Origin of the sequence: Pseudorhodoferax sp. Leaf265 (genome assembly GCF_001422365.1) — a bacterium.
Taxonomy (GTDB): Bacteria; Pseudomonadota; Gammaproteobacteria; order Burkholderiales; family Burkholderiaceae_C; genus Pseudorhodoferax.
In genome coordinates this window covers 1-13,140 of record NZ_LMMT01000027.1, presented here as the reverse complement: position 1 = coordinate 13,140, position 13,140 = coordinate 1, and the positions used below count along the sequence as shown (strand labels likewise).

Annotated in this window: 11 protein-coding genes and 1 pseudogene; 1 reads left to right on the top strand and 11 read right to left on the bottom strand. The window is 69.2% G+C overall.

Going from position 1 to position 13,140, the window contains the following annotated elements; all coding sequences use genetic code 11:
• Positions 1–83: 83 nt before the first annotated feature.
• Entirely contained in the window at positions 84–1,295 is a 1,212-nt protein-coding gene (locus tag ASF45_RS21205; protein WP_056667484.1) for a flagellin, read from the bottom strand.
• Between the two features lie 353 nt (positions 1,296–1,648).
• Between ASF45_RS21205 and ASF45_RS21200 the strand changes: the two genes are divergently transcribed.
• The gene (locus ASF45_RS21200; RefSeq protein WP_056667481.1) at positions 1,649–2,863 is read left to right on the top strand and encodes a flagellin; all 1,215 of its coding nucleotides are present in this window, start codon (positions 1,649–1,651) and stop codon (positions 2,861–2,863) included.
• Between the two features lie 61 nt (positions 2,864–2,924).
• Here ASF45_RS21200 and ASF45_RS21195 read toward each other — a convergent pair whose 3' ends face one another.
• The 10 genes and pseudogenes from ASF45_RS21195 to ASF45_RS35880 all read right to left on the bottom strand — a co-directional run.
• A complete protein-coding gene (locus ASF45_RS21195) occupies positions 2,925–3,413 on the bottom strand; it encodes a DapH/DapD/GlmU-related protein (RefSeq protein ID WP_056667478.1) in 489 nt (162 codons plus the stop codon).
• Positions 3,410–4,156: a TylF/MycF/NovP-related O-methyltransferase gene (locus ASF45_RS21190; protein ID WP_056667475.1), complete on the bottom strand. Its 747-nt coding sequence runs from the start codon at positions 4,154–4,156 to the stop codon at positions 3,410–3,412. The genes ASF45_RS21195 and ASF45_RS21190 overlap by 4 nt, the downstream gene beginning before the upstream one ends.
• A 10-nt stretch (positions 4,157–4,166) precedes the next feature.
• A complete protein-coding gene (locus ASF45_RS21185) occupies positions 4,167–4,928 on the bottom strand; it encodes a cephalosporin hydroxylase family protein (protein ID WP_056667473.1) in 762 nt (253 codons plus the stop codon).
• An 11-nt stretch (positions 4,929–4,939) separates the two neighbouring features.
• Entirely contained in the window at positions 4,940–5,755 is an 816-nt protein-coding gene (locus tag ASF45_RS21180; RefSeq protein WP_056667470.1) for an NAD(P)-dependent oxidoreductase, read from the bottom strand.
• The gene (locus ASF45_RS21175) at positions 5,752–6,348 is read right to left on the bottom strand and encodes a dTDP-4-dehydrorhamnose 3,5-epimerase family protein (RefSeq protein ID WP_056667467.1); all 597 of its coding nucleotides are present in this window, start codon (positions 6,346–6,348) and stop codon (positions 5,752–5,754) included. Before ASF45_RS21175 ends, ASF45_RS21180 begins: the two co-directional genes overlap by 4 nt.
• The gene (gene rfbG, locus ASF45_RS21170; protein ID WP_056667464.1) at positions 6,345–7,424 is read right to left on the bottom strand and encodes a CDP-glucose 4,6-dehydratase; all 1,080 of its coding nucleotides are present in this window, start codon (positions 7,422–7,424) and stop codon (positions 6,345–6,347) included. Before rfbG ends, ASF45_RS21175 begins: the two co-directional genes overlap by 4 nt.
• Positions 7,418–8,188, bottom strand: a complete 771-nt coding sequence (rfbF, locus tag ASF45_RS21165) for a glucose-1-phosphate cytidylyltransferase (protein ID WP_056667461.1) — start codon at positions 8,186–8,188, stop codon at positions 7,418–7,420. Before rfbF ends, rfbG begins: the two co-directional genes overlap by 7 nt.
• Positions 8,185–11,115 carry a tetratricopeptide repeat protein gene (locus tag ASF45_RS21160; protein WP_235580995.1) on the bottom strand — a complete coding sequence of 977 codons (2,931 nt, stop codon included), beginning with the start codon at positions 11,113–11,115 and terminating at the stop codon, positions 8,185–8,187. The genes rfbF and ASF45_RS21160 overlap by 4 nt, the downstream gene beginning before the upstream one ends.
• Positions 11,116–11,213: 98 nt before the next feature.
• A pseudogene (locus ASF45_RS36590) lies at positions 11,214–11,569 on the bottom strand (hypothetical protein); the annotation flags it as partial.
• A gap of 1 nt (position 11,570) precedes the next feature.
• Positions 11,571–13,137: tetratricopeptide repeat protein (locus tag ASF45_RS35880; RefSeq protein ID WP_255357805.1), on the bottom strand; the 1,567-nt coding region annotated here is incomplete at its 3' end.
• Between the last annotated feature and the right edge of the window lie 3 nt (positions 13,138–13,140).

Genomic DNA, 13,140 nt, shown 5'->3' with positions numbered 1-13,140 from the left:
AAAACGGCGGACAGGGTAGCACCCTGGCCCGCCATCCGAAGCGCCGAAAAGCACCCGGTTCCCGGGTGCCCGTCGGTGGCTGCTTACTGCAGCAGGGCCAGCACGCCCTGGGGCAGCTGGTTGGCCTGGGCCACCATGGCGGTACCGGCCTGCTGCAGGATCTGGGTACGCGACAGGTTGGCAGTTTCCTTGGCGAAGTCTGCGTCCACGATGCGACCACGCGATGCCGACAGGTTCTCCACCTGGATCTCGATGGAGCCCACCGAGTTCTCGAAGCGGCTTTGCAGGGCACCGAGGTTGGCGCGGGCATTGTTCACCTGGTCGATCGCGCTGTCGATCTTCTTCATCGCGACCCAGGCGTTGCGCTGGGTGTCAATGGTCAGTGTGTCGATGCCCAGTGCGTCGGTCGTGGTGTCGGTGGCGTCGATGGACGAATCGATGGCGGCGGTCGAGCCGAAGTTGTTGGCCGTGAAACCGTTCAGGGTCATGGCCACGGTGTCGCCGTTGGAATCCAGCTTGGACGACACGATGTCGATGCTGTAGGTGCCGGAGGCATCCTGGGTCAGGAACGCCGTCACACCGGTGTCGGCCGACTTGCGGTTGATCGCCTCGATCATCTGGCCCATGCGCTCGGTGCCGGAGCTGGCTTCCTTGATCGGGCCCAGGTTCCAGGTGTTGGTGCCGTCCTGGATGTTCAGGGTCGAGGCGTCCGTGATCGCCGACAGGTCCGTGACGGTCGAAGAATCGATGCCGGAATCGTTGCCGTAGGCGTAGGCCACCTTGGACAGGCCCGAAGCGGAGCTGTCGGTCAGCGCGCCGACCGTGATGTTGTCGCCCGAGTTGGCGCCCACCTGGAACACCGCACCCGAGAAGCTGCCGTCCAGGATCTTGGTGCCGTTGAAGCTGGTCTGCTTGGCCACGCGGTCGATTTCGTCGATCAGCTGGGCCACTTCGGACTGCAGCGCGGCGCGGTCGGCCTTGCTGTTGGTGGCGTTGGACGACTGCACCGCCAGTTCACGCATGCGCTGCAGCATGTCGCCGACCTTGCCCAGCGCACCTTCCGCCGTCTGCGACAGCGAAATGCCGTCGTTGGCATTGCGTGCGGCCACCGTGTTGCCGCGGATCTGCGTGTTCATGCGCTCGGAGATGGCCAGGCCGGCGGCATCGTCCTTGGCGCTGTTCACACGCAGGCCCGAAGACAGGCGCTGCATGGACACCGACAGCGAGCTCTGGGAAGAACTCAGGTTGCGCTGCGCATTCAGCGAAATGGTGTTCGTGTTGATGGTCTGTGCCATGAAAGACTCCAAAAAAGCGGCAAAACGCCGATCACAACGCCAGCACCGCGCTGGCCGCCCTGACCGGTGGCGGCGAGAAAGTCACTGATTTCAAAGACTTTTTCTCTGCCACTTTGCCGGCCGATGGATCCTCGCGGACCCATTGCACAGGTTTTCGGACCCCGCACGGAAAACTTGAGGGCCTGTTTCAAGCTGAGCGCGGAAAAGGCGGAACTTTCGAACGCTTTTCAAGCGTATGCATGCGCTCCAGCTCACCAGAATTCCCAGCACGCCCAGGAACGTGGGCGCCGACGGCTTGCCGCCCTGGCGAGACCGAACCGGTTCCACCCTTGGACAAGCAGGAGCAAGCTTCAATGGCCGCGACGATCAACACCAATTCCATCTCGCTGAACGCGCAACGCAACCTGAGTTCTTCGCAGAACTCGCTTGCCACGTCGATGCAGCGACTGTCTTCGGGTCTGCGTGTGAACAGCGCCAAGGACGATGCCGCCGGCCTGGCCATCGCCGAGCGCATGAACACCCAGGTGCGCGGGCAGACCGTGGCGGCGCGCAATGCCAACGACGGCATTTCGCTCGGGCAGACGGCCGAAGGCGCGCTGGGCAAGGTCGGCGACATGCTGCAGCGCATGCGCGAACTGGCGGTACAGGCCTCCAACGCCACCAACAGCAAGGCCGACCGTGCTGCGCTGCAGGCCGAGGTGGCCCAGCTGCGCGACGAAGTGGACCGCGTGGCCAAGCAGACCAGCTTCAACGGCACCAAGATCCTGGACGGCAGCTTCTCGGGCGCCGTGTTCCAGGTCGGATCCAACTCGGGCGACAACATCACGGTCGGCGCGCTGGTCAATACGACGGCAGCGGGCCTGTCCAAGGTGGCCTACGCCTACAACTCCGAGACGGGCATCCAGTCCAGCAGCGTGAACGACCTGACGGCCATCACCGACAGTTCGGCGCTCAACATCCAGGACGGCACCAACACCTGGTATCTCGGCCCGGTCAAGGAGGCAAGCTCCGGGACCGAGCGCATGGGCCAGATGATCGAGGCCATCAACCGCAAGTCCGCGGACACCGGCGTGACCGCCTTCCTGACGCAGGACGCCTCGGGCACCTACACGATCGACATCGTTTCGTCCCATCTGGACAGCGCGGGCGACGCTGTGTCCATGACGCTGAATGGCTTCACGGTCGCCAATGCAGGGCATGTCGGCACCATCGGCTCGGAGATCGATGCCGCAAACACCACGACCGATGCCATCGGCATCGACACCCTGAGCATCGCCACCCAGCGCGACGCGTGGGTGGCACTCAAGAAGATTGACAACGCGCTGGACCAGGTCAACCGCGCGCGCGCCGACCTGGGCGCCTTGCAAAGCCGGTTCGAAAACTCGGTCGCCAATGTGGAGATCCAGATCGAGAACCTGGCCGCTGCACGCGGGCGCATCGTGGACGCGGACTTCGCCAAGGAAACCGCCAACCTGTCACGCACCCAGATCCTGCAGCAGGCCGGAACCGCCATGGTGGCCCAGGCCAACCAGCTTCCGCAGCAGGTGCTGCAGCTGCTGCAGCAATAAGCGGCGCACTCCCGCAAGAACCGAGGGCGGCCGTGGCCGCCCTTTCCGCATTCCAGGCCCGTCAGCCCCGTTGCCCGACGGTCCGCAAGGGCTGTCCTGCATTGACGCTATAGGCCGCCACCTCGCCGCGCACGATGGAGCCGGCACCGATCACGCAGCCTCGGCGCAGGATACAGCCGTCCAGCAGAACGCAGTTGGCGCCGATCCAGACATCGTCCTCGACCACGATGCCGCCCTTGCTGGGCCGAAAGCCCTGCTCCCGGATCGGCCGGTCGCGGTCCTGGTATTCGTGGTTGACCGGCGCGAAGGTGCAATTGGCCGCGATGGCCACCTGGTTGCCGATGGTGATGCCGTTGCCGGTATAGAGCACGCAGCCGGAATTGAGCACACACCACTCGCCGATCACCACGTCGCCGCTGCCACCGGCCGGCTTGAACTTGACGAAGCTGTCGATCACCGAGTGCGCGCCGACCACGATGCGCGTGCCGCGCACCGAGTCCTCGATGTCGGCCAGCGGCGACACCCTGGCCGTGGGATCGATCTGGATCACTTGAACACCAGGCCCTGGCCGGTCGGCAGTTCCAGCACGTGGTAGCCGCGCGCCGCCAGCCAGGGGTCCTCGGCCAGCTTCTGGGCGCGGTAGCCGAGCCAGCCATAGTCGTCCAGCACCAGGATGCCGCCGGGCGACACGCGGTCGAACAGCACCTCCAGCGCGCCGATCTCGGCCGGCGCGTTGTTGAGGTCGATGTGCATGAAGGCCACCTGCTGCGGCGCCACCTCGTGCAGCACCTGGGGCACGGCGCCCTGGGTCACGCGCACATTGGGCATGTCGGCGAAGCGTTGCTGCACGCGCTGGTACAGCTGCTTGCTGTGCTCGGGCATGGAATGGTGCGGCATGCCGGGCTCGTGCTCGAACAGGTCGTACAGGTAGTAGGTGCGGTCGGCCTGGTCCTTGAAGTCGGTGTAGTCGGCGATCAGCTTGGCGGTGCCGCCCTTGTAGCAGGCGCATTCGACGAAGTCGCCCGGGATGCCGCGCGCGATCACGCTCCTGGCGGCCCAAGCGAGCGTGTGCAGGCGCCAGACGATGGCCTCCTCCACGGGCGTCTCGACCATGCCGCGCCAGGCCTGCACGAACTTCTCGTCCTCGAAGAAGCCCAGGTTGCGCCCGAAGGTGATCAGGTTGTCGCCCGTGAAGATGCCGTTCTGGTTGCTGATGTTGTCCAGGGTGGACTGCACGCCCTTGACGAAGCCCTCGGCCTTGACGCCGAAGAACACGCTGGAGAGGAAGTTCATGGTGCGGCCCTCAAGCCACGCGGCGCAGGAAGCCGTCGGGCGCGGACGTGACCAGCAGCTTGTCCTCCACCGACTTGTCGATCTGGAACTCCGGGTGGCTGCGCAGGTACTCCCAGACGGCCGTCTTGGGGTTGTTGCCCTTGCCCCAGGGCCGCTCGGTCCAGACGTAGTCGTCGGGCATGTCCTCCACGAAGGTGTCGAACACCACGCAGTAGCTCCCCACGCTGACGAGGTCGGCGTAGGCGTTCAGCTCGGCCAGCACATGTTCGTGCGTGTGGTTGGAGTCCAGAAACACCAGCACGCGCTGCTTGCCGGCCGCCGCCGCGCGCACCTGGGCCACGACCTCGGGCGCGGTGCTCGAGCCTTCGACCAGGCGGATGCGGTGCGCCATCGGGTGCGACTCGATGGCCTGCCGGTTGTGCGGGCGGATCTCGATGTCCACGCCCAACACCTCGCCATGCCCCAGCAGCTGCAGCATGGAGGCCGACAGCACGACCGAACCGCCGTGGGCCACGCCCGTTTCGACGATGAGATCGGGCTTGACGGCCCAGATGATCTCCTGCATGGCCATGGCGTCCATGGGCAGCTGGATCATCGGCCGACCCAGCCAGGAGAAGTTGTTCATGTACTTGCGCTCCAGCGCCATGGCGCGCCAGCGCTCGGACAGTGCACGGAACTCGGCGTCGTCGGCGAAGCCGGCGATGCGCTGCTGTTTTTCCTGGCGGTAGTCCGCGTGGGCCGAAGGGGTGGTGTCGAGATAGGGCTTGGTCATGGTCGGGGTCCTCAGAGTCCTTTGCTGCGGCGGTACTGGCGCAGGTAGTCGGGGAAATAGGCGTCGAACGCCAGCGGCGTGAAAGGGAAGGCCTGGCGCGTACGCGCCATGTCGATCGGCATGAAGTCCCAGGCCGGAGCATCGGCCACGGCCGAGACCTCGAACCCCATGCCGCGCGTGATCGCAGCGGCGATGCGGGCGTTGGAGACGGCCTCGCCGCTGGCGACATTGAAGATGCCGGTCTGGTCGGAAACGGCCATGCGCGCCAGCAGCGCCACGGCGTCCGCGATCCACAGGTAGTCCTTGCACGAGGCCAGCGCCGTGCGCAGCTGCACGCGGCCGGTGCGGCAGCCTTCGTCGAGCAACTGGTCGATGAAGATGTCAGGGTCCGGCCGCAGGCCGACGATGTTGGACAGCCGCGCCACGCGCGTGCGCGGTCGGCCTCCATGCAGGCACAGCGACTCGCCCATGAGCTTGGACAGGTTGTACAGGTCGCCCGCCGCGTGCGGGTCCACCACCAGGCGGGCAGCTTCGTCGGTCGCGGCCGCGCCGCTGTAGACGCGCGTGCTCGACAGATAGGTCAGCGAGTCGAAATCGCCTTCGGCCAGCAGCCGGCGCAGCAGACAGACATGGGCCTCCACGGTCTCCAGCGGGCGCGCGCGGAAGTCGGCCGTGAGGCCGATGGCATAGACCACATGCCCCAGCGGGCGCTGGAGCCAACCCGTGTCGTCGCGCGCAGGGGCCTGGCAGTCCACGCCGGCCTCGCGCAGGTGGCGCACCAGGTGCGCACCGACAAAGCCACTGGCACCGAGCACGGTGACGGTCATGGCCTGTCCCTCGGCGGCCAGGCGATGCCAGAGTAGCTGGCGCGGTCGAGGGCGGCACGCTGCGCGTCGCGCGGCGAGACCTCGGTGGCGGCCAGCGGCCAGGCCACGCCCACGGCCGCATCGAACGGGTTCACGCCGTCCTCCGCTGCGCCGCTGTAGGGTGCCGTCACGGCGTACAGGGTCTGGCTGTCGTCGACCAGCGTCTGGAAGCCATGCGCGAAGCCGGGCGGCACGACCAGACTGCGCTGGTTCTCGGCCGACAGCTCGGCGCCGAACCACTGCAGGAAGGTCGGCGAGCCACGGCGCAGGTCCACGGCCACGTCGAAGATGCGGCCGGCCGGGCAGGAGACGATCTTGGTCTCGTGGTGCGGCGGGTGCTGGAAGTGCAGGCCGCGCACCGTGCCCGCGTGGCGCGAGTACGAGTGGTTGATCTGCACGGGCGGGCCGGCCAGGCCGATGGCGGCGAACTCCTCGGCGCAGTACAGCCGCGCAAAGAAGCCGCGCGCGTCGGCGATGGGCCGGCGCTGCACCAGCCAGCAGCCAGCCAGTGGCGTGGGTTCGAATCCGAAACGGGCCGTGGCGATGGCGTTCATGCGCGACCTTCCGCGTACTGGGCGATCTGTGCCGCGCAGACCGCCGCCATGTCCTCGCCGCGCAGCCAGGCACGCTGCCAATCGACCGTGGCCGCCAACGCCTGCTCCAGGTTCCAGCGCGGGCGCCACGCCAGCAACGCGCGCGCCTGCGTCACGTCCAGGCGCAGCAGCCCCGCCTCGTGCGGCTGGCCGGCCGCGCCGATCACCTGCACGGCCGCGCCGTCGCCCCAGCGCCGCGCCAGCGCCTGGGCCACCTCCAGCACGGTGGCGTCGCCGCCGGCGTCGGGGCCGAAGTTCCAGGCCGCGGGCAAGGCAGCGCCGCCCTCGCCCAGCAAGCGCTCGGCCAGTCGCAGGTAACCGGACAGCGGCTCCAGCACATGCTGCCAGGGCCGCACGGCGCCCGGGTAGCGCAGCTCGACCGACCGCCCGGCCGCGAAGGCCTGCAGGCAGTCGGGAACCAGGCGCTCGGCTGCCCAGTCGCCGCCGCCGATCACATTGCCCGCACGCGCCGTGGCGACACGCGCGGCATGGCCCTGTGGCGTGTCGAAGAAGCTGGCGCGGAAGCTGGCGGCCACGATTTCGGCCGCGCCCTTGCTCGCGCTGTAGGGGTCGCGGCCACCGAGGGCATCGCCTTCGCGGTAGGGATGGACCCACTCGCGGTTGTCGTAGACCTTGTCGGTGGTGACCACCACCACGGCCTGCACGCTGTCCACGCCGCGCACGGCCTGCAGCAGGTGGGCGGTGCCCATCACGTTGGTGGCGAAGGTGGCGACGGGGTCCGCATAGCCGGGCCGCACCAGCGCTTGGGCGGCCAGGTGGAACACCACCCGCGGACGCGCGGCCTGCAACGCCTCGCCCAGCGCACCCTGGTCGGCCAGATCGGCGCGCGTGTCGACAGCCATGCGGGCCGCCACCCCTGCCACCTCGAACAGGTTGGCACCAGGCTGCGGGTCCAGCGCATAGCCGTGCACGCGCGCGCCCAGGCCGGCCAGCCACAGCGCGAGCCAGCTGCCCTTGAAGCCCGTGTGGCCGGTCAGGAACACAGGCTGGTCACGCCACAGCGCCGCGTTCACCATTTTTTCCACGGCGCCTGGCCCGATTGCCACAGGTCTTCCAGCAGGTTCTTCTCACGCAGCGTGTCCATGGGCTGCCAAAAGCCGCGATGTTCGAAGGCGGCGAGCTGGCCGTCGGCTGCCAGGCCCATCAGGGGCTCCTGCTCCCAGCTCGTGGCATCGCCAGCGATGCGCGCAAGCACCCGGGGCGACAACACGAAGAAGCCGCCGTTGATCCAGCCGCCATCGCCACGCGGCTTCTCCTGGAAGCCGCGCACGCCGTCGCCCTCGCGCACCAGCGCGCCGTAGCGGCCGGGCGGCATCACCGCCGTGACGGTGGCCTGCTTGCCGTGTGCGCGGTGGAAGGCGATCTCGGCCGCGATGTCCACATCGGCCACGCCATCGCCGTAGGTGAAGCAGAAGGCCTCTTCGTTCTTCACGTAGTCGGCCACGCGCTTGAGGCGTCCGCCGGTCATGGTGTCCTCGCCGGTGTCCACCAAGGTCACGCGCCAGGCCTCCGCATGCTTCTCGTGCACCTCCATGCGGTTGTTGACCATGTCGAAGGTCACGTCCGACATGTGCAGGAAGTAGTTCGCGAAGTACTCCTTGATCACGTAGCCCTTGTAGCCGCAGCAGATCACGAAATCGTTGACGCCGTGCGCCGAGTACAGCTTCATGACATGCCACAGCAGCGGCTTGCCGCCGACCTCCACCATGGGCTTGGGTTTCAAGTGCGTCTCCTCGGAGATGCGGGTGCCCAGGCCACCGGCCAGGATCACGGCTTTCATGCGTTGCCTCCTCGGGCTTGTCGTTGCTCCCAGCGCGCGAACATCTGGCGGAACGCGTCTTCCGCCGCGCGCGCGAAGGCGCTCTCGTCCATGAGTTTGCTGGCGCGCATCTCGGCCGGCAGCGCGGCGCGCAGGGCGGCCAGGCGCGGCAGGTCTGCGGCCAGGGCCACGGCCTTGTCGATGTACTCCTCCTCGCTGCGCGCCACCCACTCCGGGTGGCCAGCGCCGTGCAGGATGGCGCTGCCCAGGCAGCCCAGGCCAGGCCGGTCGGCCCAGGTCACGAAGGGCACGCCCATGTGCAGGCTCTCGAACAGCGTGGTGCCCGAGTTGTGCGGGAAGCAATCCAGGCCGATGTCGATCTGGCGCAGCACCTCCCAGCCCGAGGCGCTGCAGCCGATCTGCAGCCGCTCGGGGCCGATGCCCTGGGCCGCGAAGCGCGCGGCCAGCGCAGCCTGGGTGTCCGCATCGCGGTAGCTGCGGCTGTCCACGGCCAGGCGCGCACCCGGCACGCGGCGCAGCAGTTCGGACCACACGCGCACCGTGTCGTCGTTGATGCGCACCGCGCGCGTGAGCGTGCCGAAGGTCACGCCGCCGTTCTTCGACGCCGGCAGCGGACCTGGCATACCGGTCTGCGCCTCGCCCGGCGGCCGGTAGACCCAGCCGACCGGCAGCCGCCAGGGCTGCTCGGAGAAATAGGCCTCGCTGCCTTCGGGCGCGTGCCAGGCATCGGTCAGGAAGTAGTCGATGGACGACAGGCCGGTGCTGTAGCCATAACCCATCCAGCTGGCCGACACGGGCGCCGGCTTGCGCGCGAACACACCCAGCCGGTTGCCGGCCGTGTGGCCCGCCAGGTCGATCAGGATGTCGATGCCGTCGGCGCGGATGCGTTCGGCCAGCGCCGCGTCGCCCATGCCGCGCGTGGGCACCCAGTGGTCCACCAGGTGCTTGTAGCGCGCCGTGGCGTTGTCCTCGTTCTGCAGCTCGGCATAGGCGTAGACCGTCACGGCCCGGTGGTCGTGCTGCGCCAGCAACGGCTCGACGAAGTACAGGCAGGAGTGGTTGCGGAAGTCCGGCGAGACGTAGCCGACCTTGAGCGGCCGGCCGGCCGCCGGCGGGTTGCGGTGCGGCCGCCACTCGGCGCGGTGGCGCGCGTAGAAGCGCTCGTCGTGCAATCGGTATTCCTCGAACACCTGGGCCATGGTCTTGCCCGGGTGGTAGTTCAGCACGAACAACAGGTTGCCATGGGCATGGGCGTCGACGGGCTGCAGCGCCAGGCCGGCACGCATGGCGTCCTCGGCTTCCTGTTGACGGCCCTGGTTCTGGCGCACGATGCCCAGGTTGCTCCAGGCCACGGCCAGTTGCGGGTCCAGCGCCAGGGCTTTCAGGAAACCTTGCTCGGCCTCGGCCAGGCGCTGGGTCGCGTTCAGCACCTCGGCGAGCTGGTTCCAGCCCAACGCGGACGCAGGATCGATCTCCAGCATGCGCCGGCACACCTGCTCGGACTCGGCCATGCGGCCCATTTCCTTGAACAGCGCACCCTGCTGGCGCAGCACCCCCAGGTCGTCAGGCGCGAGCTGCTCGGCGCGTTGCAGGCAGCCCAGCGCCTCGGCATGGCGGTGCTGGCGGCGCAGCACGGCGGCGAGTTGCAGGTAGGCATCGAGGTCCTCGGGCTGGCGCCGCAGGGCCGCGCGCCAGCGTTCCTCGGATTCCAGCCAGCGGCCCTGGTCCTGCAGCAGCCGGTCGAGCTGCGCGCGCGCGGGCTGCAATGCCGCATCGTGCTGCAGCGCGGTACGCAGGCTTTCCTCGGCCTCGGCCGGCCGCTCCTGGGCCAGCAGACAGGTCGCCAGGTTGAAATGCGTGACGGCCGATGCCGGCTGCAGCGCCAGCGCGGCGCGGTAGGCGGCCTCGCCCTCGCCGAGCCGGCCCTGCTGTTGCAGCAGCATGCCGAGGCTGGCATGGGCCTGGGCGAACTCGGGCACCGCGCGCAAGGCCTGGCGCCAGCAGGCCTCGGCCGCGTCGGCCTCGCCCTGCGCCAGCGCCGCCTCGCCTTCGTCGTGCAAGGCCTGCGCGCGCGCGACGAGTGCCATGAGCGGATGGGCATCGCCAACACACCACTGCGCGAACATGAGACCGTAGGCCCCTTCGACATGGCGCGCAAAGCCGGCTTCGTCCATGAGCGGGCTGGCCTGCAGCTGGGCGCGCAACGCGGCGCGCGTGGCCGCCAGCGCGGGCAGGTCCTGCGCCAGTGCGAGCACGCGGGCTATGTAGCCGGCCTCGTCCTCGGCGATCCACGCGGCGCGGCCCAGGCCCTGCAGGATGCTGCAGCCCAGCCGGCCCACGCTGGCGCGGCCGGCCAGCGTGACGAAGGGCACGCCCAGGTACAGGCTCTCGAACAAGGTCGTGCCCGAGTTGTGCGGGAAGCAGTCCAGGCCGATGTCGATGCCGCGCAGCACGTCCCAGGGCGGGCTGTGGTAGCCGATGGACAGGCGCTCGGCCGCGATGCCTTGTGCGGCGAAGCGCTCGCGCAGGGCCTGCTGCGCCGCGGGGTCGACGTAGCTGCGGCTGTCGATCACCAGGCGCGCCGCGGGCAACCGGTGCAGGATCGCCGACCACACACGCACGCAGCGCGCGTTCACACGCACCGCGCGCGTGAGCGTGCCCAGCGTCACATGGCCATTGGTAAGGGCCGGCAGCGGCCCGGGCTCGCCCATGCCCGCCGTGGACCGGTAGACGAAGCCCACCGGCAGCCGCCACGGCGCCTCCGAAAACAGGTGCTCGCTGCCCGCCGGCACGCTGGCCGCGTCGGTCAGGTAGTGGTCGATGGCCGACAGCCCCGTCGTGTAGCCGTAGCCCAGCCAGCTCAGCGACACCGGCGCCGGCTTGCGCGCGAACACCCCCAGCCGGTTGCCCACCGTGTGGCCCGCCACGTCCACCAGCACGTCGATCGCGTCGGCACGGATGCGCTCGGCCAGCGCCTCGTCGCTCAGGCCGCGCGTGGGCACCCAGTGGTCCACCACGCGCTTGNTCGATGGCCGACAGCCCCGTCGTGTAGCCGTAGCCCAGCCAGCTCAGCGACACCGGCGCCGGCTTGCGCGCGAACACCCCCAGCCGGTTGCCCACCGTGTGGCCCGCCACGTCCACCAGCACGTCGATCGCATCGGCACGGATGCGCTCGGCCAGCGCCTCGTCGCTCAGGCCGCGCGTGGGCACCCAGTGGTCCACCACGCGCTTGTAGCGTGCGGTCACCGCGTCTTCGCGGTTCAGCTCGGCATAGGCCCAGACCTCCACCGCCGACTTGTCGTGCGCCGCCAGCAACGGCTCCAGGAAACGCGCGCAGGCGTGTTCGCGGAAGTCCGCCCAAGCTTTTCTCGTCGGTCGCCANCCCAGTGGTCCACCACGCGCTTGTAGCGTGCGGTCACCGCGTCTTCGCGGTTCAGCTCGGCATAGGCCCAGACCTCCACCGCCGACTTGTCGTGCGCCGTCAGCAGCGGCTCCAGGAAGCGCGCGCAGGCGTGTTCGCGGAAGTCCGGCGACACATAGCCCACGCGCAGCCGGCGGTCCGTGCGCCGGCTGTTGGCGTGCGGCTTCCAGCTGGCGCGGTGCGGCTGGCCGAAGCGCCGGTCGTACTCCGCGTAGGCCGCGTAGATCTGCTCGGCGCTGCGCTCCGGGTGGTAGTTCAGCGTGAACAGCAGGTTGCCGTAGACACCCCGGTCACCCGGCTTGAGCGCCAGCGCCTGCTCGAAGCGTGCGATGGACTCATCGAGCCGCCCCTGCTTCTGGTAGGTGATGGCCAGGTTGTTGAGCGCCTCGAAGGAATCGGGCTTGCGTGCCAGGGCGCGCAGCAGCACGGGCTCGGCCTCGGCGTAGCGGTCGTTGTCCTGCAGGCCATGGCCCAGGTTGCACAGGGCCTCGGCATCTTCCGGCAGCAAGGCGGCGGCACGGCGCTTGGCGGCCAGCGATTCCACCGAACGGCCCTGGGCCTGCAGCATCACGCCCAGGGCCTTCCAGACGAAGCCGTCGTCCGGGTCCTGTTCACTGAGCCTGCGCGCCAGCTGTTCGCCCTCGGCGAAGCGGCGGGCGCGGAACAACGCGGTCAGTTGTTCGCGCTGGGCCGCGTATTGCGCCGGATCGACCGTGGCACGCCGGGCGAAGCGCTCGAACATGGCACGGTAGGCCTGCTCGACGGCGCGCGCAAAACCAGGCTCGTCCATCAGCGGGCTGGCCTGGAGCTGCGCCCGCAGCGCCGCCCGGGTGGCGGCCAACGCCGGCAGGTCGCAGGCCAGCGCCACCACCTTGTCGACGTACTCGGCCTCGGTCTGCGCGATCCATTCCGGCCGGCCCATGCCCTGCAGCAGTGCACTGCCGATGCGGCCCACGCTGGGCCGCGCGGCCAGGGTCACGACCGGCACGCCCAGGTACAGCATCTCCACCAGCGTGGTCCCGGAGTTGTGCGGGAAGCAGTCCAGCCCGATGTCGATGCCGCGCACCAGGTCCCAAGGCGGCGTATGGAAGCCGATCTCCAGCCGCTCGGCCGCGATGCCGTGCGCGGCAAAGCGGGCACGCAGGCGTTCGCAGGCGTCTTTCTCGCTGAAGTTGCGGCTGTCCACCACCAGGCGTGCGTTCGGCAGGCGCTGCAGCACGGCGGCCCAGGCGCGCACCGTCTGCGCGTTGATGCGGATGCTGCGCGACAGCGTGCCCAGCCGCACGTGGCCGTTGGCCAGGGCCGGCAGCGGCCCGGGCTCGCCCATGCCCGCCGTGGGCCGGTAGACGAAGCCCACCGGCAGCCGCCACGGCGCTTCCGAGAACAGGTGCTCGCTGCCCGCCGGCACGCTGGCCGCGTCGGTCAGGTAGTGATCGATGGCCGACAGCCCCGTCGTGTAGCCGTAGCCCAGCCAGCTCAGCGACACCGGCGCCGGCTTGCGCGCGAACACCCCCAGCCGGTTGCCCACCGT